This is a genomic window from Frateuria soli, from assembly GCF_021117385.1.
In the GTDB taxonomy this organism is placed as follows: Bacteria; Pseudomonadota; Gammaproteobacteria; order Xanthomonadales; family Rhodanobacteraceae; genus Frateuria_A; species Frateuria_A soli.
Window position 1 is genome coordinate 3,031,481 of the sequence record NZ_CP088252.1, and the last position, 21,205, is coordinate 3,052,685.

Genomic DNA, 21,205 nt, shown 5'->3' on the forward strand with positions numbered 1-21,205 from the left:
TGTCCGCCAGCGCCGCGTGCGCCCGGCGGACGTGCATTCACTCTCGAAGGGGTGGTCGGCCGTACATGCGACGGCCGACCGGTCTGCCGCGAGCCGCGAAGCCCGCGCTCTAAGGCATCAGCGACAACTGACCCCGACCGCACCGAAGGCGGCCTCGACGTCGGTCTGCGGGTAACCACGATCGGTCGCCGCCTGCTCGACGCCGCAGGCGCCCGAGTCGAACGTTTCATCCGCATGCCAGTACAGCGCGTTGGCGTCGTGGAACACCTCGAACGCCGTGCGCGTGTTCCATCCGGCGGTCCTGGCCAGGGTGCAGAACGCGCGGTTGTAGACGCCGCTGGAGTAATGCACGTCCAGCCTGTCGTTGTACTGGCTGGCGTTGTCGATCGAGGAGCCGTCGTTGCTCGGCGTGCACATGTCGCGCAGCGCCGCCATGCCCAGCAGCGGCACGGTGTCGGGCTTGACGATCTCGCCGCCGGTCATGAAATCGTTGCTGCCGCGGTCGAAGTACTTCGCCGCTTCGCCGGCCATGTCCGAGAACGCCTCGTTCATGCCGCCGGACTGTCCGACGTACTCCAGGCCCGAATGCTGCTCGGTGAAGCCGTGGCTGATCTCATGCCCGGTGATGTCGAGCACCACGAACGGGTAGAAATACCGGTCGCCATCGCCGAACACCATTTCGGAGCCGTCCCAGAACGCATTCTCGTAGTTGGCGCCGTAATGCACCCACATGTGCAGCTGCATCGGGCTGCCATCGCCATTCTTCAAAGGCGGAGCGCCGAACCAGTTGCTGTACATGTCGTAGACCACGCCACCGAAATGGTGCGCGTCGTTGATCGCCGAATAGGCGCCATTGATCTCGTCGCCCATACTGGTCCAGCCGGCCGGGTTGGTGCCGGCGCAGCCGAACGACCAGAGCGTCACGCGCTGGCCGCCGGCCACGTTGTAGGTGGCGACCTTGTCGTTCTGGAGATAGCAGGTGCTGCCGATGCGCGTGGCGCTGAGCAGCTCGCGGCCGGCGCCGGAGCCGTCGTAGTGGTACAGGCCGATCAGGTCGTTGCCGCCCGGACCGTTGGCGTCGACCGCGGTCGGGGTGCCGGTGCCCGGCGCGCGGCGACCGGTGGTCAGTCCGTCCCAGTGGCGCAGCACCTCGCCGGTGTCGGCGTCGACGATCGCGGTCGGGCGGGAGATGCGTCCGTTGGACGTCACCAGATACGAGGTGCGGTAGGCCAGCCGGGCGTTGCCCTTGGCCTGCGGGTAGACGAACAGCTCGCTGCGGACGTTGCTCACGGCTAGTGCGTGCTGGCCAAGCTTGCCCTGCAGGGCGGCCTGCGCCTGCGCACCGTCGAGTCGCGGACGCACGGAATGCAGCTGGCCGGCCAGGCTGGCCTCGGCTTCGCCGAGGGCGCTCACCACGTTGCCGCGGGCATCGCGTTCGACGACCAGGCTGCGTCCGTATACCGGCACTCCCTGGAAGGTCTGCCATTCACGGGTCTTGACGGTGCCGCGCACCGTTCTGGCGCGCGCACCGGCGACGAAGGTGCTGCCCTGGCCCAGGCCCAGGCGATTGGCCAGCGTAGCCGGCGCGAGTTGGCCGAGGTGCCCGGCACGGATATGGACCGGCGTGGCGGCGCACAATGAAACCGACGCACACCCCAGCGCGGCGAGCATGGCGCCGACGAGCTTCTTCTGGAACATTTCTTCCCCCTGCGGACGGTGGCCCCGGCTTGCGCGCGAAGGGCCCGGATAACGTCGTCATAATCCAAAAATGACGACTGCGTCACACTATGGAGGCTTGACAGGTAGCGTCAACCGCGAAATTTTCCAAGAGCCTTCGTGACGCGCTTCTGCTATCACTGGACAGTTTTGCCACTTGCAGCCAATCACGGCGGCACGCGCTGGCGGGCCGCCGTGTCCCGGAAAAGGGCTGCGGGCGTGCAGGCCGGCGGCGCGCAGCCGCCGGCCCCGTTGCTCAGCGCAAAACGGTGTATTTGCCCACCAGGTTCACGCCGCTGTAGTCGGTCCGCCCCACCAGGGTGACGAACCAGCGGCCAGCGGCCGGGTGATCGAGGACGACCGACTCGCCCGTGCCTGCGTGGGCGGAGCGGCAGTGGTAATCGTCCGCCGTGGCGGGGACGCCCGGGTTCACGTAGAGGGTGATGTCGCCGCTGCCGTCGCTCGTGCGCAGGCTCAGCTTGCCGGCACCTTCCGGCACGTCGATGCGGTACACCGTGCGGCTGCCCTTCGCGCCGGACAGGTTCGACAGCGCCACGCCGTTGCCCAGCAACGTCGCCTGGCTGGTCGACCCACCACCGGCGATGGCCATGCTCACCGCCGCGTGGGCGTCCAGGATGCCCGCACCGATGCGGTGATCGGGTACCACCCTGGGCGTGACGGCGGTGCGCCGGAGGATGTCCAGCACCGCCGCGGGCGACAGTGGCTTGAGGCCGCGCGCCAGCCGCGCGCCCTGCATCAGCGCCACCGTGCCGCTGACGTGCGGGGTCGCCTGCGAGGTACCCGCGTAACCGGCATAGCTGGTGTCGTCGGCCACCGGCTTGGTGGTGCCGCTGTTGATCGCCTGCCAGACGAAACCGTCGGTCACCTGCTCGCCGCTGCTGCGGTCGCCCTTGTAGATGCCGCCGCCCGGTGCGGCCAGGTCGATCGTGCGGCCGTAGTTGGAGTAGTACGCGCGACGGCTGGTGATGCCGGTGGCGGCCACCGTGATGGTGCCGGGACAGCTGGCGGGCGAGAAGTTCTTCGCGTTGTCGCTGTCGTTGCCCGCCGCGACCACCACCACTGCGCCGCGCTTGTTGGCAAAGGCGATCGCCTGCCCCATCGGATCGTCCGCGGTGCACTGGCCGTAGCCGCCCAGGCTGAGGTTGATCACCTGCGCCGGATGGGTGTTGTCCGGCACGCCGGCGACGTGGCCGCCGGCGGCCCAGACGATCGCGTCGCTGATATCGCTGTCGTAGCCGCCGCAGTGGCCGAGCACGCGGATCGGCAGCACGCGCGCGCGGTAGGCGATGCCGGCCAGGCCGATGCCGTTGTCGGTGCGCTCTGCGCCGACCGTGCTGGCCACGTGGGTGCCGTGCCAGGAGCTGGGCTGCGGCGGGTAGAACGCGTCCGTGCACATCGACTTCCACGGCTGGGTCGTGGTCCAGTCGCCGGGGTCCCAGCCGCCAGGGATGCGGCCATCGGTCTTGCGTCCGGACAGGAGCGCGTCGGTGATGAAATCGTAGCCGGCGCCGGCCAGCCTGGTGTTGACGTCCACGTGCGTGGTGATGCCGGTATCCAGCACCGCGATCACGATGCCTTTGCCGTCGGCCAGATCCCAGGCGGCATTGACGTGGGCGCCGCCGTAGTTGCGGTCGCCGAACGCGGTGGCGTGGCCGCTGGGTGCCTTCAGGTCCCACTGGTACTGGGGGAACTGGCTGTCCGTGGGCCGGAACGCATCCGGGCGGAGCGAGGCCGGCGCGGCGATGTCGCGCACGGGATGGCGCAGCACGTCCGGTGCAACGTGCAGCACCGCCGGGTCGCTGGCGATCTGCGTCATCAGCGCGGCGGCCTCGTCCCGGTCGAGCTTGCGCGAGGTGCGCAGCACGTCGGCGCCGACCGCCAGTCGTCGCCCGTAACTCGCCTGCACGGGTGCCTGCAGGGTGCCCTGCGGGCCGAGCCTGGCGCGCATCAGGCCTGCACGCGCGATCGCCGCGCCCATGCTCTGCCGCATCAGCGACGGGTTGGCCCGCTCGGCGGTGCCGGCTCGCCAGGTCACGATGAAGCGGTCGTACTGGCCGCCGCGCTTGAGCGAGCTGGTGTTGTAGTGGGTGCCGCCCAGTCCGCCGGCGGTGCTGCCGGCGTGCGCCGCCATGGAAAAGGCAAAGGCCATGGAAGCGCCGAGCAGCGCTCCGATCCGCATACGATGTGTCATGAAGTGATTCCCCGGTTTTGAGCACCCGCCGCCTTGCACGGCGGGAAATACTGCACGGGGTCCACAGACCCCGGTTCCGTCGACGATGGCTGCGCTGGACGCTTCCTGCCGGCTGTCGCGTGACTGCATCACCCACGCCCCCGTTGCTTCCGTGCCGTCGTCGGCCTGCACGCTAGGTGTTCGTTTGTCGCCTTCGTGTGACAGCGGGCTGGACGGGCAGGCCGCTTGCCAATCGGGCCTGCTCTGCAACAATGCGCGCTTTTGCGGGCATGCCATGCAGCTGGTCGACATCGGCGCCAATCTCACCCACGAGTCCTTCCGCCACGACCTCGCCGGCGTGCTTGCACGGGCGGTGGAACACGGCGTCACGCGGATGGTGGTGACCGGCGCCTCGCGCGACGGCAGCGAGCAGGCGCGGGACCTTGCACAGGCGCATCCGGGCATGCTGTGGGCAACCGCAGGGGTGCATCCACACCACGCGATCGACTACGACGAGGCCACCGGCGCGCGCCTGCGCGAACTGGCCCGGCTGCCCGAGGTCTGCGCGGTCGGCGAGACGGGGCTGGACTACCACCGCAACTACTCGCCGCGCGACGTGCAGTTGCGCGTGTTCGAGCAGCAGCTGGCCATCGCGGCGGAACTGGGCAAGCCGCTGTTCCTGCACCAGCGCGACGCGCACGCGGATTTCCTGGCCCTGCTCAGGCGCTATCGCGATCGCGTGCCTGCCGCGGTGGTGCACTGCTTCACCGACACCCGTGAAGCGCTGCACGACTATCTCGCGCTGGACTGCCACATCGGCATCACCGGCTGGATCTGCGACGAGCGGCGCGGCACGCATCTGCGCGAATTCGTACGCGAGATTCCCGCCGACCGGCTGATGCTGGAAACCGACGCACCCTACCTGCTGCCACGCACCGTGCGCCCGCAACCGGGCCACCGGCGCAACGAGCCGATGTACCTCGGGCACATCTGCGAGGAAGTGGCGCGCGATCGCGGGGAGCCGGTGGAAGTGACCGCGGCCAACAGCACGGCGGCGGCGGCGGCGTTCTTCGGCCTGTAGCGGGCGTCTTGCTCGCTACGGCGGCAAAGGCTTCGCTGTAACCGCCTCTTTCCTGCGCTCCCCGATGTGAGATAGGGGGCCAGGTCCCGCCTCGCCTTGCCTGGTCGGCCGCTTGCTCCTGGAGGAGCTGCCACCCCTATACCGCCGCGCGCGGGAGCTGAGGCAAGAGGACTCGCAGGCCTGTGTGCGCGGGCGCCGCTATGGCTCCCTCTCCCCTCCGGGGAGAGGGAGCATCACCCCGCTCGCTTTCCCTAGGGAAAGCGAGCGGAAGCCTGGTCAAAGACGGCTTACGCGAGTGAAGAACGGCCAGCGCACGGTACGCACCCGGTCGGACTCGCCCCAGGCCTGCGCAAGCGCAGGTGCCGCCGCTTCCACCGGGTCGACGCCCACGCGCTCCAGATGCCGCTGCGTGGCCGACCAGGAACGCAGGTAGGCGAGGAACTGCGCAAGATTCCAGTGCGCCTGCATCGCAAAGCTCGGCGTGGCGACCGGCTCGAACGGAAACGGCAAGCCGCGGTAGCCCTCGTCCACCAGCGCCCGCTCGGGCGGCCAGTCGCCGCCGAGCGTCTCGGCGTACAGCTGCCACTCGACCGCATCCACTGCTCGATCGACGCTGCAGTTGCCGTAGCCGCAAATCGCCAGCAGCGCCCCCGGCCGGGCCACCCGGCGCACTTCCGCGTGGAAGGCGGCCAGGTCGAACCAGTGCAGTGCCTGCGACACGCTGACCAGGCTCACGCTGCCTGCCGCCAGGCTGCTGTGCTCAGCCGGCTCCACGCGGTATTCGATGGCCGGGTGCGCGCCGGCCTGCTCGATCTGCGTGGTGCTGGGGTCGGTCGCCACCACCCGTTCGAAGTGCGCGGCCAGGCCCTGGCTGGCCTGGCCGTTGCCGCAGCCGGCATCCCAGGCGAGCGCGGTGTCCGGGGCCTGGCCGGCGAGCCAGTCAAACCAGTCGGCGGGCGGTAGCGGCCGTGCATCGCGGTAGAGGGCGGCGTGCCCGGAAAAATGGTCTTTGAAGGTAGCCATGAGCGGGGTCGTAGCGCGGGCTTCGGCCCACCGTCCGGGTGCCGGCACGGTGGGGCTGAAGCCCACCCTACAGGAGCCGGCGGGTTTCACCCGGCGGCAGGCCGTCCAGCGCCCAGTCGCCGATGCGTACGCGGATCAGCCGCAGGGTGGGAAAGCCCACCGCCGCCGTCATCCGCCGCACCTGCCGGTTGCGCCCCTCTTGCAGGGTGACCGTGAGCCAGCTGGTGGGGATCGCCTTGCGGAAGCGCACCGGCGGATCGCGCGGCCACAGCCAGTCCGGCTCCACGGCACGCTCGGCACCGGCCGGCAAGGTAGGGCCGTCGTTGAGCGTGACGCCACGGCGCAGCGCGGCGAGCGCCTCGTCGGTGATCGCACCGTCGACCTGCACCAGGTAGGTCTTGGGTTGCTTGTGGCGCGGATCGGTCAGGCGGTGCGCGAGGCGGCCGTCGTCGGTCAGCAGCAGCAGGCCCTCGCTGTCGTGGTCCAGCCGCCCGGCCGGATAGACGTCCTTCTCGCGCACGTAGCCGGCCAGCGTCGGCCGGCTGCCGTCACCGGAGAACTGGCACAGCACGCCATAGGGCTTGTTGAGCGCGAGCAGCATCGGTCACGGCGCGGAGGCCGCGCGCGCGGGCGCCTCCGGCTTCACGAAGCGCAGCGTCATGCGATCGGATTCACCGATCGCCAGGTACTTGTCCTTGTCCCGGTCGCCCAGCGCCAGCGTGGGCGGCAGCGTCCATACGCCCTTGGGATGGTCGTGGTCGTCCTTCGGGTTGGCGTTGATCTCGCTGCGGCCGTCCAGCACGAAGCCGGCGTCGGTGGCGAGCTTGACGACGTAATCCACCGGCAGGTAGCCGCTGCCCTTGACCTCCTCCAGCGCAGCGTCGGCATCGGCGCGGTGGTCCACCACGCCGAGCACGCCGCCGGGCTTGAGCACGGTGTAGAACGCCTTGAACATCGCCTGCGCGGTGCCGTCCATCGCCCAGTTGTGGACGTTGCGGAAGGTCAGCACGCGATCGGCCGAGCCCGGGGGCCCAAGCACCGGCGCCCTGGGGTCGAAGGCAACGATCGCGGCCTTTCCGAACTGCGCCTGGTGGGCGGCGAAAAGCTTGCGCAGGGCGCTGTCGTCGCTACGCGCTTCGCTGTCGGCGGACGGCTGCTTTTCGGCGGCGATGTAATGGCCGTTGTCGTGCAGCAGCGGCGCCAGGATCTGCGCGTACCAGCCGCCGCCCGGAGTGATCTCGATCACCGTCTGGTCCGGGCGCAGCCCGAAGAAGGTGAGGGTTTCCTTCGGATGGCGGTAGGTGTCGCGCGCGCGCTGGTCGGCGGGGCGCCAGTCGCCGCCGACGACCCGGTCAAGCTGCGCGGCGGTGTAGTCGCCGGCGGAGGTCGGCGGTACGAGTGCGTCGGTGGGCTGGTCCTGCGCGACGGCCGGCAGGGCCAGCAGGGCAGCGGTACAGAAAGCGGAAAGCAGCAGGGTCTTCATGGTGTCTCCTTACGGCCACGCGCGGGATTGGATGCTTCAGAAGGGACGCGGGCAGACCGACTGCAATCCGTCGATGTGCTCGTGCAGGTCCGGGGCTATACCCTGCCACATCGGGTCGAGGATGAAGTCGATGCCCTCGTAGCGGGCGAGCTTGGCCGCCGGGATGAAATCCGCATCGCCGGCGACCAGGATGATCTGGTCGACCAGCTTCTTGTAGGTCAGCGCCGCGATGTCGATGCCGATCTTCATGTCCACCTGGGTCTGGCGCATGTCCGGCTCGAAATGCTCGTCGCCCAGATCCTCCCACGCCAGGCTGCCCTCGCGCAGCTGCTGGTAGGCATGGTGCCTGAGTTTCCATTCGCCGCGCTCGGCCAGGCGCCCGAGCCGCAGCGCCATCTTGCGCTGGCGCCGCAGCTGGTCGTGCAGCTCGCGACGGAACGCCGCCGCACCGGTGCGGGAGAAGTCCACCGCCTCGCCGCTGAGCGGGCGCACCAGCACCTTGTCCAGCGGCGGGCAGTCGTAGAAGAAGATCCGGTACAACTGCTCGCGCGGGCGATCGAGCGCCTTGAGGTGCTCCAGCGCCATGCCGAACACGGTCTTGGCCACGGTGCGCGCGTCATTGGCGTCGCGCTCGCCCCACACCTTGCGGTAGCGGGCAAGGAAGAAGGCGCCGTCGACGAGGATGGCGGTGCGCTGCATGGGGATCCTTTGGGGAAGGCCTGGGAGGCGCGGGCATTCTAGCCGAGCGCCGGGCTCCGGGCCTTGCCCGCGGAGCGGGGTGGGCCCGGACTCAGTAGCGGATCACCGAACGGATGACGCGTCCCTCGTGCATCGCGTCAAACGCTTCGTTGATGCGTTCCAGCGGCAGCTCCTGGCTGACCATCTCGTCGATCCTGATCTCGCCCGCCAGGTAACGGTCGACGTAGCCGGGCAATTGCGAGCGGCCCTTGACCCCACCGAACGCCGAGCCGCGCCACACGCGCCCGGTCACCAGCTGGAACGGCCGCGTGCGGATCTCCTGCCCCGCGCCGGCCACGCCGATGATCACCGATTCGCCCCAGCCCTTGTGGCAGCACTCCAGCGCCGAACGCATCACCTCGACGTTGCCGATGCATTCGAACGAGTAGTCCACGCCACCGCCGGTGAGCTCGACGATCACCTGCTGGATCGGCGTATCCGGGTAGTCCTTCGGATTGACGAAGTCGGTCGCGCCGAGCATCCGCGCCATCTCGAACTTGGCCGGGTTGGTGTCGACCACCACGATGCGGCCGGCCTTCGCCATCACCGCGCCCTGCACCACGGAGAGGCCGATGCCGCCCAGCCCGAACACCGCCACGCTGGCGCCCGGCTCGACCCTGGCCGTGTTGAGCACCGCGCCGATGCCGGTGGTGATGCCGCAACCGAGCAGGCAGACCTTCTCCAGCGGCGCGGCCTTGTTGATCTTCGCCACCGCGATCTCGGGCAGCACCGTGTACTCGCTGAAGGTGCTGGTGCCCATGTAGTGGTGGATCATCCGGCCGTCTTTCGAAAAGCGCGACGTCCCGTCGGGCATCAGCCCCTGGCCCTGGGTGGCGCGGATGCGCTGGCACAGGTTGGTCTTGCCCGAGCGGCAGTATTCGCAGGTGCCGCACTCGGGCGTGTACAGCGGGATGACGTGGTCGCCCACCGCCAGCGTGGTCACGCCCTCGCCCACCTCTTCCACGATGCCGCCGCCCTCGTGGCCGAGGATCGCCGGGAACAGCCCCTCCGGATCGGCACCGGACAGGGTGAAGGCGTCGGTGTGGCACACGCCGGTGGCGACGATGCGCACCAGCACCTCGCCGGCCTTCGGCCCGGCGAGGTCCACTTCCTCGATCGACAACGGCTTGCCTGCTTCCCAGGCGACGGCGGCACGGCTCTTCATCACTCTCTCCGGCTTTGCGTTCGGCAACACCCGATGATGACGCCTGCGGCGGCGGTCGAACAGCTCAACCGGCGGACATCGCGTCGCGGCGCAATTGCGGCAATTGCCGGCAGTAGTCGTCGGCCTCGGCCAGCAGCCATTCGCGCAGAGCCTGCACGCCGCGATGCTCGAGCGACCGTGGCGGATACACCAGCCAGTACGCCTCTTCCACCGGCATGTAGTCGTCGCCCAGCACCTGCAGCCGGCCGGCATCGATCAGCGACTTGGAGGTCACCATTCGCCCGAGCGCCACGCCCAGGCCCTCAAGCGCCGCGTGGCGGAGCGCATCGAGGCTGTCGAACTGGGCCACGTACCGTTTCGGGCGGGTGCCGCCGTGGCGATCGAACCAGTCGTTCCAGCGCGTCGAGGGTGGCGGCTCGCCGAGCAGCGGCCAATTCGACAGGTCGCGCGGATCGGCGCCGTCCATCCGAGCCACCAGCTCGGGCGCCGCCACGGGTGCGATCCATTCGCCGAACATCCGCTCGGCATGCACGCCCTCCCACTGGCCGCGGCCGTAACGCAGGCCGATGTCCACGGGCTCGCGCTCGAAGTTCACCAGGGTCGAACTCGACTGCAGGTTGAGCTCCAGTTCCGGATGCGCAGCCACCATCCGTGGCAGCCGCGGCACCAGCCAGCTCGACATGATGCCCGGGCTCGCGCTGAGCGTGATCGCGTCGTGGCGGCGGGTACGCAACGCCGCCAGCGCGCGGTCGATGCCGTCGAAGTGGTCACCGATGGCGTCGAGCAAGGCGCAGCCTTCGACGGTAAGCGCCACACCGCGCGGACCGCGCTCGAACAGGCGCCGTTCCAGCCGGTCTTCCAGCTGGCGGATCTGGTGGCTCAGTGCGCTGACGGTGAGGTTCGCCTGTGCCGCCGCGCGCGACAGGTTGCCGATGCGGGCGACCCGCACGAACTGCTGCAACAAACCCAGCGGAACATGGCTCACGAGGTTCGGCCCTCCGGGCGAAGCGACTTGAATTCTGCGCAAGGCTGGCTTGCGAATATATCGCTTTTTGGCGCTCCGGGGCCGGCGTACCTTGAGCACACCCCAAGGCAACACCCCACACCGGAGGTTCCCATGAAACCGTTCTGGAAGCAGTTGCTGTACCTGCACGGCCACGCTCTGCCGACCGGGCTGCGCTGGCGCGAGGATGCGCCGGCGGCGCGCGGCCGCCGTGTCGCCGCAAGCCCGACACCCGTGGCGCCGATGTTGCGCTGGCGCGAGGTGCTGCGCGCGGCGCTGATCAGCTAACTGCAAGTCCCGTCAAAACCCGCATGCCGGATTGCAGGAGCGCAGCTCCTGCAGTTGATTCCATCGAAAAGGCGCTCCATTTCTCCGGGATTCCCACGCCTGGAGGAATCCCATGCAACTGCGCCCGCTCGGCCGCTCGCCGCTCGCCATCGCCCCGCTCGCCTTCGGCGGCAACGTATTCGGCTGGAGCGCGGACGAGAAACGCTCCTTCGAGCTGCTCGATGCCTTCGTCGATGCCGGCTTCAACCTGGTCGACACCGCGGACGTCTACCCGGCCTGGGTGCCCGGCAATCACGGCGGCGAGTCCGAGACCATCATCGGCCGCTGGCTGAAGACCAGCGGCAAACGCGACAAGGTCCTGATTGCCACCAAGGTGGCCAAGTGGGCCAGGCAGCCTGGCCTGTCGCCGGTCAACATCCAGCAGGCGGTGGAAGGGTCGCTCAAGCGCCTGCAGGTCGAGTGCATCGACCTGTACCAGGCGCACCAGGACGACGCCGCGATCCCGCTGGCCGACACGCTCGGCGCGTTCGGGCGACTGATCGAGCAGGGCAAGGTGCGCGCCATCGGCGCCTCCAACTACACCGCCGAGCGCTTCGCCGACGCGCTGAGGATGTCGGCCGAACACGGCCTGCCGCGCTACGAATCGCTGCAGCCGGAGTACAACCTGCTGCGCCGTGCCGGCTACGAGCGGGAACTGGAACCGCTGATCCGGCGCGAGCAGATCGGCGTGATCAGCTACTACGCGCTGGCCAGCGGCTTCCTGACCGGCAAGTACCGCAGCGAGGCGGACCTGTCCAAGAGCCGCGCGCGCGGCACCGGCGTGCGCAAGTACCTCGGTCCCCGCGGGCTGGGCATCCTCGACGCGCTCGACCGGGTAGCGGCCAGCCACCGGGCCACGCCCGCGCAGGTCGCGCTGGCCTGGCTGATCGCCCGCCCCGGCCTCACCGCGCCGATCGCCAGCGCCACCAGCGTGGCACAGCTGCGCGAGTTGCTGGATGCGGTGAAGCTCGCGCTGGCGCCGGAGGAGATCGCGCTGCTCGACCAGGCGAGCGCCGAAGCCTAGCCCCCTGCTGCAGGAGCGCACGTGCGCGCCGGGAAGTGCGCGGTCGCGCACGGGTGCGCTCCTGCAGACTGGAGAAAGGGCGCCCGGGGGCGCCCCTTCCTGGTCATCCCTCCAGCGAGGCGAGCGCGTCGTTGAAGGTGTTGCTCGGCCGCATCGCCGCGCGGGTGCGGGCGAGGTCCGGGTGGTAGTAGCCACCGATGTCCACCGCCTTGCCCTGCGCGCCGTTCAACTCGCGGAGGATCGCCGACTCGTTGTCCGCCAGCGCCCTGGCCAGCGGTGCGAAGGTGGCTTTCAGCCCGGCGTCCTCGTCCTGCGCGGCCAGCGCCTGCGCCCAGTACAGCGCCAGGTAGAAGTGGCTGCCGCGGTTGTCCAGCTCGCCGACCTTGCGCGCGGGCGACCTGTTGTTGTCCAGGATCTTGCCGTTGGCCTCGTCCAGCGCCTTGGCCAGCACGGCCGCGCGCTGGTTGCCGTAGCGCTCGGCCAGGTGCTCGAACGAGGCGGCCAGCGCCAGGAACTCGCCCAGCGAATCCCAGCGCAGGTAATCCTCCTCGACGAACTGCTGCACGTGCTTGGGCGCCGAACCGCCGGCACCGGTCTCGAACAGGCCGCCGCCGGCCATCAGCGGCACGATCGAGAGCATCTTGGCGCTGGTGCCCAGCTCCATGATCGGGAACAGGTCGGTGAGGTAGTCGCGCAGCACGTTGCCGGTCACCGAGATCGTGTCCTGGCCCTTGCGGATGCGCTCCAGCGAGAAGCGCATCGCCTCGACCGGCGACAGGATGCGGATGTCCAGGCCGGTGGTGTCGTGGTCCTTGTGGTAACGCTCGACCTTGGCGATCAGCTGCGCGTCGTGTGCGCGCTCGGGGTCGAGCCAGAACACCGCCGGCGTGCCGGAGAGGCGCGCGCGGGTGACGGCGAGCTTGACCCAGTCCTGGATCGGCGCGTCGCGGGTCTCGCACATGCGCCAGATGTCGCCGGCCTCGACCGCGTGCTCGAACACGCTGCGGCCGTCCTGGTCGGTCACGCGCACGCTGCCGTCGGCGGCGATCTGGAAGGTCTTGTCGTGCGAGCCGTATTCCTCGGCCTTCTGCGCCATCAGGCCGACGTTGGGCACCGAACCCATGGTCGCCGGATCGAAGGCGCCGTGCGCCTTGCAGTCCTCGACCACCGCCTGGTAGATGCCGGCGTAGCTGCGATCCGGGATCAGCGCGAGGGTGTCCTGGAGCTCGCCCTTCGCGTTCCACATCTTGCCCGAGTCGCGGATCATCGCCGGCATGGAGGCGTCGACGATCACATCGCTCGGCACGTGCAGGTTGGTGATGCCCTTGTCGGAGTTCACCATCGCCAGCGCCGGACGCCTGGCGTACTCGGCGTCGATGTCGGCCTTGATCGCGGCCTGCCTGTCTTCCGGCAACTGGGAGAGGCGCGCGTAGAGATCGCCGATGCCGTTGTTGGCGTCGAAGCCGATCTGCTTGAGCTCGGCCGCGTGCCTTGCAAGCACGTCCTTGTAGAACTCGCGCACCACCACGCCGAACATGATCGGGTCGGAGACCTTCATCATGGTGGCCTTCAGGTGCAGCGAGAACAGCACGCCGGTTGCCTTGGCGTCGGCGATCGCCGCCTCGACGAAGCGCGCCAAAGCGGCGCGGCTCATCACGGCCGCGTCGACCACTTCGCCGGCCTGCACGGCGACCTTCTCCTTGAGCACCGTGGTGCTGCCGTCCCTGCCAATCAGCTCGATCTTCAGGCTGCCAGCCTTGTCCATCGTGGCCGACTGCTCGGAGCCGTAGAAATCACCGGCGTCCATGTGCGCCACGCGGGTCTTCGAATCGGCGCTCCACTTGCCCATCCTGTGCGGATGCTTGCGTGCGTAGCTCTTTACCGAGGCCGGCGCGCGCCGGTCGGAGTTGCCCTCGCGCAGTACCGGGTTGACCGCGCTGCCTTTGACCTTGTCGTAGCGCGCCTTGATGTTGTACTGCTCGACGTCGCCGTGGACCTCGTCGGGGTAATCCGGCAGAGCGTAACCCTGTGCCTGCAGCTCCCTGATCGCGCTTTTCAGCTGCGGCACCGAGGCGCTGATGTTGGGCAGCTTGATGATGTTGGCGTCCGGCGTGGTGGCGAGCTGGCCGAGCTCGGCCAGGTCGTCGGCGATGCGCTGGTCTTCCTTCAGATACTCGGGGAACTGCGAGAGGATGCGCCCGGCCAGCGAGATGTCGCGCGTCTCCACGTCGATGCCCGCGGTGCGGGCGAAGGCTTTCACGATCGGCAGCAGCGACTGGGTGGCCAGGAACGGCGCTTCGTCGGTCAGCGTGTAGAGAATCTTCGGAGCCTGGGACATCGTCAGCATGACCTCTCGTGCAAAGGCGTGCGGGGAGCGCGACCGGAAGCAGCCGCGCCGCGAGGAAAAGACGCCCATTTTCGCCCGAATGGCGTGCGCTGGCTATCGCACCGGCATACGCGGGCGCACGGAAGAGCGGCGCACGCGCGTCCGCGCGCGGGCGCGAACGGCAAACACCGTGAAGCGCCCCGACTCGTCAGCGGAGCACACAAGCCAGGGGAAAGGAGCGCGAGCGCTCAGCCGCCGCTGATCGGATAGGTCTGCAGGCCGCCGCTGGCGGCCGGCGCCGGCTGGGAAGCCGGGCGGGTGGCCGAGGACGGACGTGCGCTGCCGCACTGGTAGGCACCCCAGGCCTGCTCGCCATCGACCGGCTCGCCCAGCGGCTTGACCGTGTCGGCGCCCATCTTGGCCGCTTCGTTGCGGGCCATCACTTCCAGTTCGTCGCGCACCTTGATGTCGTTGCGGTCGACCGGGCCGACGCGCTCCATCACCGACACGGTGACCTTGCCCAGGTCGCGGCATTGCGAGACGTCGCCGTTCCAGGCCGTACGCACCTGCTTGCCCGCATCGTTGAGGGTGATGCCCCAGGTGCAGGCGCCGAGGAGCAGGACAGGGACGAGCAACAGCGGGGTCTTGCGCATGGGTGGGGCTCCGGAGGGAAAACTTGGGACCAACGCATCGTAGCGTGGCGCGCGGGGAGGCGGGCACCCGGGTTGCGCGGTGCCGTTTGCCTGCGTGCAGGAAACCCGCCCGCCGGCCTGCAAGCCGGCGGGCGGATCGCGTCTCCTTACTTCACCGGCTTGCCGTCGGCATCGAGCACCTGCACCGTGCCCAGGTTCAACGCGCGCACCGGCGCCTCGATCTTCTTGAGGTCGCCCACGATCACCCAGGTCAGGTGGTCCGGATGGATCACCTCCTCGGCCGCCGCCTGTACCTGCGTGTCCTTCAATGCCTGGATGCGCGCCTTCTCGGTCTGGATCCAGTTGTCGGGACGGTCGTACAGGGCGATGTCCTCCAGCGCACCCATCACCGACGACGTGGTCTGGTACTCGCCGGGCAGGCTGCGCACGTCGCCCTCCTTGATCTTGGCGATTTCCTGGGCGGTCAGCGGCTGCTTGCCGACCACGCCGCGGGCCTCGGCCAGGATCTGTTCGGCGGAGGGCGCGGTCTTGTCGGTCTGCACCGGCGCGTACATCAGGAACGGGCGCTGGCCCAGCGCATCGGGCATGAAGCTGTAGGCGCCGTAGGCCCAGTGCTTGTCCTCGCGCAGGTTCATGTTCAGGCGCGAGGTGAAGGTGCCGCCGAAGGCCCCGTTCATGGTTTCGATCGCCAGGTTGTTGTCGACCTTGGTGGACGGCGCCAGGCTGCCGGCCAGAATCAGGCTTTGCTGGGCCCCCGGGCGGTCGATCAGGTAGACGCGCGACGACTCGGGCGCCGCCACGTGGCCCACGTTCTTGGCCGGCACCTTGCCCGCGGCCGGCTTCCAGTCGCCGAACACCTTGTCCAGTCGCGGGACGATTTTGTCCAGCGTGGTGTCGCCGGCGACCAGGATCCGCACGTTGTCCGGGCGGATGAAGTCGCCCATGAAGCGGCGCATGTCGCCGACGTCGAGCGCGGTGATCGATTCGGCGGTGCCCGACCCGGTGAACGGGATCGCATACGCATGGCCCTGCCCGTACAGCAGCGGCGGCAGCGTGCGCAGCGCGATGCCGATCGGCTGGCTCTTCTCCTGCGCGATGCGTGCCAGCCACTGGCCGCGCAGGCGATTGACGTCATCGGTACGGAACGCAGGGTTGCGCACGATGTCGGCGAACAGCGTGAGCGACGGTGCGAGCTTGTCGTTCAACGCATTGAGCGAGGTGTTGCAGAAATCCAGGCTGCAGCCGCTGCCGATGACCGCGCCCAGGCGCTGTTCGCGCTTGGCGATCTCGACCGAATCCAGATCCCTGGTGCCCTCGTCCAGCATCGCCATGGTGAAGCTGGAGGTGCCGAGCTTGCGTCCCTGGTCGGCGGCGTAGCCGGCATCGAACAGCAGCTGCACCTGCACCGCCGGCACCTCGTGGCGCTCGGCCAGGGTGACCTCGATGCCGTTGGAAAGCTTGCCGTGCTGCAGGGTCGGGAAGGTCAGGCCGGGGAACCGGGTCACCTCAGGCACGCCCTTGCTGCGGTCCACCGGGCTGGGCGTGGTGTGGTAGTCACCCTGCGCGGCGAGCCTGGGTTCGGGCTTGCCCGGCAGCGCCGGCCGGCCGGCGCTGGTGGCGAAGTCGGTCTGCTCGACCTTGCCCGGCGTCACCGTGAGGGTGTAGTCGCCCCCGGCGATCCACCGGTTGGCCGAGGCCTTGACGCTGGCCGGGGTAGCCGCCATCAGCGTCACGAAGTCCTTCCGGTACGCACTCGGGTCCTGCTGGTACAGCTGGCCCTCGGCCAGGATCATCGCCTGCGTGTTGACCCGCTCCAGGCCGCGCACGAACGCCGCGCGGATGCCGGTCTTGACGCGCTCGAGTTCGTCGGCGGTGGGGCCGTCCTTGAGGAATTTCGCCCACTCGTCGGCCACGGCGGCCTCGACCCTGGCCGGGTCGGCACCTTTCTTCACGTCCACCTGCAGCTCGAACAGGCTGGCCAGCACATGCTGCTCGATGTCGACCGAGACGTCGTCGGCAAGCTTGTCCTTGTAGACCAGGCGCTGGTACAGGCGCGAGGTCTTGCCGCCGCCCAGCACTGCCGCCGCAAGCTGCAGCTGGTTGAGTTCCTGGTCGTTGCGCGAGGGCACGTTCCATTCGCGGTAGATGCGCGTCTGCGCGACGTTGTCGGTCATGCTGCCGCGGGTGGACTTGTCGCGCGGGGTGATCCACACCTGCGGGCGAGGTACTGCCGGGCCGGAGCCGATGTCGCCGAAATACTTGAGCATCTTCTCCTTCGCCTGCGCCGGCGTGATGTCGCCGGCCAGCACCACCACCGTGTTTGCGGCACCGTAGTAGTCCTTGAACCACTGCTTGACGTCGGCGAGCGAGGCGGCGTTCAAGTCGGCCATCGAGCCGATGGTGTCGTGGTGGTAGGGATGGTTGGCAGGGAAGGCCTCGGCCTGGATCAGCTCGCTGACGCGGCCGTAGGGCTGGTTCTCGCCCTGGCGCTTTTCGTTCTGCACCACCCCGCGCTGTTCATCCAGCTCCTTCTGCCCGATCGCCCCGAGCAGGTGGCCCATGCGGTCGGACTCCATCCACAGCGCCATGTCCAGCGCGGTGGTCGGGACGGTCTCGAAATAGTTGGTGCGGTCAAGCCAGGTGGTGCCGTTCTGGTCGGTGGCGCCGGCCAGCTCGAACGGCTTGAAGTATTCGTCCTTGTGGTTTTCCGAGCCCTGGAACATCAGGTGTTCGAACAGGTGCGCGAAGCCGGTCTTGCCCTTCGGCTCATAGGAGGAGCCCACGTGGTACCAGACGCTCACCGCCACCACCGGCGCCTTGTGATCCTCGTGCACCACGACGGTCAGGCCGTTGGGCAGGGTGAAGCGTTCGTACTTCAGCTCGGGGATCTTCGAGGCCTGCGCCGCCGGCGCATCGGCGGCCTGCGCCACCGGCAGCAGGGCCGGTCCGGCGAGCAGGCTGGCGGCGATCAACGCCAGCGCGGACTTGGGCGGGAAACGCTTTGCCACGGTGCAACCTCCTGTCTCACGAAAGAAGTCCGAGGCTATCGGTCCGGGACGAGCGAGCACAAGCGGCCCCACGCCCGCGGCGCTGTCCGGACGGTGTCCGCCCGCGGACCGTGCAGTGTCCGCGGACAGCCCACCCGCGCCGCGCCGCGCCTGACAAACGTCAGTGGATCAGCGGGTTGGCTGCCACTGCATGGCTGGCACGGGGCTTGCCAGAGTAGCTGCAGGACCCACCCTGCCCAAGGAACCCAAACCATGAACTTCGAAACCCTGATGCTGCGCAGCCTCTTCGCCGCCTGCCTGCTGGTATGCGGATGGATCATGGCCTCGATGTTGTTCCTGCCCGGCCCGGTGCAACTGGCCGGCAGCAGCGACGGCGCCGGGCTTGGCGTGCTGCTGGCGGTGCCCGGCACCTGCATGCTGCCGCCCGACGGCGTGGTTTGCCCGCGGCAGAACAGCTGAGGTCGCCCTCGTTCGGAAAAGCGGCCTATGGGCCCACCGACGCCTCGCGCAGCGGATAATGGGCGGATGCTGCACGTCATCCTCTTCCGCCCCGAGATCCCGCCGAACACCGGCAACGCCATCCGCCTGTGCGCCAACACCGGTGCTTCGCTGCACCTGATCCGCCCGCTCGGCTTCGAACTGGACGACGCCCGCCTGCGCCGAGCCGGCCTGGACTACCACGAGTACGCCCGGGTGGCGGTGCACGACGATCTTGCCGCCTGCCTGGCGGCACTGGGCCAGCCACGGGTGTTCGCCTTCTCTACCCGCGGCCGCGTCGCCCATGTGGATGCGCGCTATGCGGAAGGTGATGCACTGCTGTTCGGCTGCGAGACCGCCGGCCTGCCGGCCGGGGTGCTCGAGGCTATCCCGCCCGACCGGCGGCTGCGCCTGCCGATGCGTCCCGAGAGCCGCAGCCTCAACCTGTCCAACAGTGTGGCGGTGGCGGTATACGAGGCCTGGCGCCAGTTCGGTTTCGCCGGCTCCGCCCCGTAGGAGGCGTCTGTGCCCGAGGCCCCGGCTCCGACCCTGGGGACAGGCATCACCCACGAGTGGGCTCATGCAGGATCCGGCGGCTTGGCGGCCCTGCCCGCTACAATCGCCCGATGAATGCTCCCGCCCCCAACGCCTGGCTCCCGCAGCCGCTGCGCAAGCTCGCCGGCCGCGCGCTGGAAACCGCGCTCAACCACACGCTGTCGCTTGATCCGGACACGCGGCAGAAGCTGGGCGCGCTCGCCGGCCGCAGCATCCAGCTGCACCTGCGCGGACCGGAACTGGCGCTCAGCGTGACCGTGGAGGGCGAGCGCCTGAAGGTCGGCCCGCCGCAGGACACCAGCCAGCTGCGCGTGGCGGCCAGCCCCGGCAGCCTGCTGGCGATGGCGCTGCGCCGTGGCGAGGAAGGCGTTTCGCCCGGCAAGGTGGAAATCGCCGGCGACGCCGACCTGGCCCGCCGCCTGGAGAAACTGGCCACTGCCTTCCAGCCGGATTTCGAGGAAGCCTTCGCGCGCAGCTTCGGCGACGTGCTCGGCGTGCCGCTGGCGCAGGCGATCGCCAAGGGGTTGCGCCACGCGCGCGAGAGCGCCGCGCATGTCACCGAGGACAGCGCCGACTGGCTGCGCGACGAGGCCCGGCTGACGCCGGCGATGGGCGAGGTGGACGATTTCCTCGACGCCGTGGATGCGCTGCGCGAGCGCAGCGAACGCCTGGAAGCCCGGCTGGCGCGCCTGCGCCAGCGCATGGGGCCGCACGCATGACGCCGCTGAAGGTGGTCCCCGGCGTACTGCGGGTGGCCTCGGTGCTGCTCGCCTGGCGCCTGGACGAGCTGGTCGACGCAGCGCACCTGTACCGCCCGCTCAAGCTGCTGCGGCCGCTGCTGGCCCGCACCCGCCCCGGTGCCCGCCAGCTGCCGCGGGGCGCGCGACTGCGCATGGCACTGACCGAGCTGGGTCCGATTTTCGTCAAGGCCGGGCAGGTGCTGTCCACGCGCCGCGACCTGGTTCCGGCCGACATCGCCGACGAACTGGCGCAGTTGCAGGACCAGGTGCCGCCGTTCCCCGGCAGCGAGGCACGCACCATCGTCGAGCACGAGCTCAAGGCCCGGATCGGGCGGCTATACGCCCAGTTCGACGAAACACCGCTGGCCTCCGCCTCGATCGCGCAGGTGCACGCCGCCACCCTGCACGACGGCAGCGCCGTGGTGGTCAAGGTGCTGCGCCCCGGCATCGAGCAGAAGATCGCGCGCGACATCGCGCTGATGCGCTCGCTTGGCGAACTGGCACAGCGCTGGCATCCCAACGCCGACAAGATCCGCCCGCTCGACGTCGTCGCCGAGGTGGAGAAGATGCTCGAGAACGAGCTGGACCTGCAACGCGAAGGCGCCAGTGCCAGCCTGCTCAAGCGCAACTTCGAAAGCGGCGTGGACCTTTACGTGCCCGCGGTGCACTGGGATTTCACCTCCGAGCGGGTGCTCACGCTCGAACGCGTGCACGGCGTGAGCGCGGACGACATCGCCGCCATCGACGCGGCCGGCATCGACCGCAAGGCGCTGGCTGCCAAGGGCGTGCGGGTGTTCTACGAGCAGGTGTTCCGCGACAACTTCTTCCACGCCGACGCACACCCCGGCAATATCTGGGTGGACCTGGAGCGGCGTAGTGAACCGCGCTTCGTCGCGCTCGACTTCGGCATCATGGGTTCATTGCCCGAGGCCGACCAGTACTGGCTGGCACAGAACTTCATCGCCCTGTTCGAGCGTGATTACGCGCGCATCGCCCAGTTGCACGTGGCGGCCGGCTGGATGCCCGCGACGGTGCGGCTGGACGAACTGGAAGCGGCGATCCGCACCGTGTGCGAACCGTACTTCACGCGCCCGCTGTCACAGATCTCGCTGGCCGAGGTAGTGGTCAAACTGTTCCAGACCGCGCGGCGATTCGAGCTGACCCTCCAGCCGCAACTGATCCTGCTGCAGAAGACATTGCTCAACATCGAGGGCGTCGGACGCATGCTCGATCCGGACATCGACATCTGGGCGGTGGCGCATCCGGTGTTGAAGCGCATCCTGCGCGAGCGCTATAGCGCCCGCCGCACCTTGCGCGCGGTGCGCCAAAGGCTGCCTGAGTGGCTGCATGCGGCGCCGCAGCTGCCCGAACTGGTACGCGATGCGCTGCGCCAGACGGCCAGTGGCGAGCATCGGCGGCTGGCCGACCCGGCGGAGCTGGCGCTGCACGCGGAACTCGCGCTGCGCCGGCGGCGCACGCTGCTCGGCGGCCTGTTCGGCACGGCCCTGCTCGGCTGCGCCACCCTGCTGTGGATTGCCGGGGGACCGGAGGGTTCCGACTGGGTGGCGCTCGGCTGCCTGGCCGCCGCCCTGCTCGCCTTCCTGACCAGCGCCCGCCGCTGATCCGGCGCTTGCGGGCAACCTTGAACTCGACGCAGTGCCCCTGTAGGAGCGCACCTGTGCGCGACCGCGCGCC

The 21,205-nt window shown here is 69.2% G+C and carries 18 protein-coding genes; 7 read left to right on the forward strand and 11 right to left on the reverse strand.

The window, feature by feature from the left end; translation table 11 throughout:
• Positions 1-117: 117 nt before the first annotated feature.
• Positions 118-1,698: a M4 family metallopeptidase gene (locus tag LQ771_RS13930; RefSeq protein ID WP_231349993.1), complete on the reverse strand. Its 1,581-nt coding sequence runs from the start codon at positions 1,696-1,698 to the stop codon at positions 118-120.
• 274 nt (positions 1,699-1,972) lie between these two features.
• Positions 1,973-3,928: a S8 family peptidase gene (locus LQ771_RS13935; RefSeq protein ID WP_231349994.1), complete on the reverse strand. Its 1,956-nt coding sequence runs from the start codon at positions 3,926-3,928 to the stop codon at positions 1,973-1,975.
• A 274-nt stretch (positions 3,929-4,202) separates the two neighbouring features.
• Here LQ771_RS13935 and LQ771_RS13940 point away from each other — a divergent pair, with 274 nt between their 5' ends.
• Positions 4,203-4,988, forward strand: coding sequence for a TatD family hydrolase (locus tag LQ771_RS13940; RefSeq protein ID WP_231349995.1), 786 nt, complete (start codon positions 4,203-4,205; stop codon positions 4,986-4,988).
• Between the two features lie 276 nt (positions 4,989-5,264).
• Here LQ771_RS13940 and LQ771_RS13945 read toward each other — a convergent pair whose 3' ends face one another.
• The 6 genes from LQ771_RS13945 to LQ771_RS13970 form a co-directional block, all read right to left on the reverse strand.
• The gene (locus LQ771_RS13945; protein WP_231349996.1) at positions 5,265-6,011 is read right to left on the reverse strand and encodes a class I SAM-dependent methyltransferase; all 747 of its coding nucleotides are present in this window, start codon (positions 6,009-6,011) and stop codon (positions 5,265-5,267) included.
• 67 nt (positions 6,012-6,078) lie between these two features.
• Entirely contained in the window at positions 6,079-6,612 is a 534-nt protein-coding gene (locus tag LQ771_RS13950) for a pseudouridine synthase (RefSeq protein WP_231349997.1), read from the reverse strand.
• Positions 6,613-6,615: 3 nt separating this feature from the next.
• Complete coding sequence (locus tag LQ771_RS13955) at positions 6,616-7,494, reverse strand: class I SAM-dependent methyltransferase (RefSeq protein WP_231349998.1); 879 nt, start codon at positions 7,492-7,494, stop codon at positions 6,616-6,618.
• 36 nt (positions 7,495-7,530) lie between these two features.
• Complete coding sequence (locus LQ771_RS13960; protein WP_231349999.1) at positions 7,531-8,193, reverse strand: NYN domain-containing protein; 663 nt, start codon at positions 8,191-8,193, stop codon at positions 7,531-7,533.
• 91 nt (positions 8,194-8,284) lie between these two features.
• Complete coding sequence (locus LQ771_RS13965) at positions 8,285-9,397, reverse strand: S-(hydroxymethyl)glutathione dehydrogenase/class III alcohol dehydrogenase (protein ID WP_231350000.1); 1,113 nt, start codon at positions 9,395-9,397, stop codon at positions 8,285-8,287.
• A gap of 64 nt (positions 9,398-9,461) precedes the next feature.
• Positions 9,462-10,382: a LysR substrate-binding domain-containing protein gene (locus LQ771_RS13970; RefSeq protein ID WP_231350001.1), complete on the reverse strand. Its 921-nt coding sequence runs from the start codon at positions 10,380-10,382 to the stop codon at positions 9,462-9,464.
• A gap of 132 nt (positions 10,383-10,514) precedes the next feature.
• Between LQ771_RS13970 and LQ771_RS13975 the strand changes: the two genes are divergently transcribed.
• Together LQ771_RS13975 and LQ771_RS13980 are read left to right on the forward strand one after the other, a co-directional pair.
• The gene (locus LQ771_RS13975) at positions 10,515-10,688 is read left to right on the forward strand and encodes a hypothetical protein (RefSeq protein WP_231350002.1); all 174 of its coding nucleotides are present in this window, start codon (positions 10,515-10,517) and stop codon (positions 10,686-10,688) included.
• A gap of 112 nt (positions 10,689-10,800) precedes the next feature.
• Positions 10,801-11,751, forward strand: coding sequence for an aldo/keto reductase (locus LQ771_RS13980; protein WP_231350003.1), 951 nt, complete (start codon positions 10,801-10,803; stop codon positions 11,749-11,751).
• Between the two features lie 103 nt (positions 11,752-11,854).
• Here LQ771_RS13980 and LQ771_RS13985 read toward each other — a convergent pair whose 3' ends face one another.
• From LQ771_RS13985 to LQ771_RS13995, 3 genes are all read right to left on the reverse strand, one after another.
• Positions 11,855-14,089 carry an NADP-dependent isocitrate dehydrogenase gene (locus LQ771_RS13985; RefSeq protein ID WP_231351924.1) on the reverse strand — a complete coding sequence of 745 codons (2,235 nt, stop codon included), beginning with the start codon at positions 14,087-14,089 and terminating at the stop codon, positions 11,855-11,857.
• A gap of 236 nt (positions 14,090-14,325) precedes the next feature.
• Entirely contained in the window at positions 14,326-14,730 is a 405-nt protein-coding gene (locus LQ771_RS13990) for a DUF4156 domain-containing protein (RefSeq protein ID WP_231350004.1), read from the reverse strand.
• Between the two features lie 146 nt (positions 14,731-14,876).
• Positions 14,877-17,738 (reverse strand): M16 family metallopeptidase, encoded by a 2,862-nt coding sequence (locus LQ771_RS13995; protein WP_425491284.1) that lies wholly within the window; start codon positions 17,736-17,738, stop codon positions 14,877-14,879.
• A gap of 252 nt (positions 17,739-17,990) precedes the next feature.
• On the opposite strand from LQ771_RS13995, the gene LQ771_RS14000 reads away from it, so the two are divergent.
• From LQ771_RS14000 to ubiB, 4 genes are all read left to right on the forward strand, one after another.
• Entirely contained in the window at positions 17,991-18,197 is a 207-nt protein-coding gene (locus LQ771_RS14000) for a hypothetical protein (RefSeq protein ID WP_231350005.1), read from the forward strand.
• Positions 18,198-18,263: 66 nt separating this feature from the next.
• Positions 18,264-18,731: a tRNA (cytidine(34)-2'-O)-methyltransferase gene (locus LQ771_RS14005; RefSeq protein WP_231350006.1), complete on the forward strand. Its 468-nt coding sequence runs from the start codon at positions 18,264-18,266 to the stop codon at positions 18,729-18,731.
• 110 nt (positions 18,732-18,841) lie between these two features.
• The gene (locus LQ771_RS14010; protein WP_231350007.1) at positions 18,842-19,489 is read left to right on the forward strand and encodes a ubiquinone biosynthesis accessory factor UbiJ; all 648 of its coding nucleotides are present in this window, start codon (positions 18,842-18,844) and stop codon (positions 19,487-19,489) included.
• Positions 19,486-21,132 carry a ubiquinone biosynthesis regulatory protein kinase UbiB gene (ubiB, locus tag LQ771_RS14015; RefSeq protein WP_231350008.1) on the forward strand — a complete coding sequence of 549 codons (1,647 nt, stop codon included), beginning with the start codon at positions 19,486-19,488 and terminating at the stop codon, positions 21,130-21,132. Before LQ771_RS14010 ends, ubiB begins: the two co-directional genes overlap by 4 nt.
• Positions 21,133-21,205 lie beyond the last annotated feature (73 nt).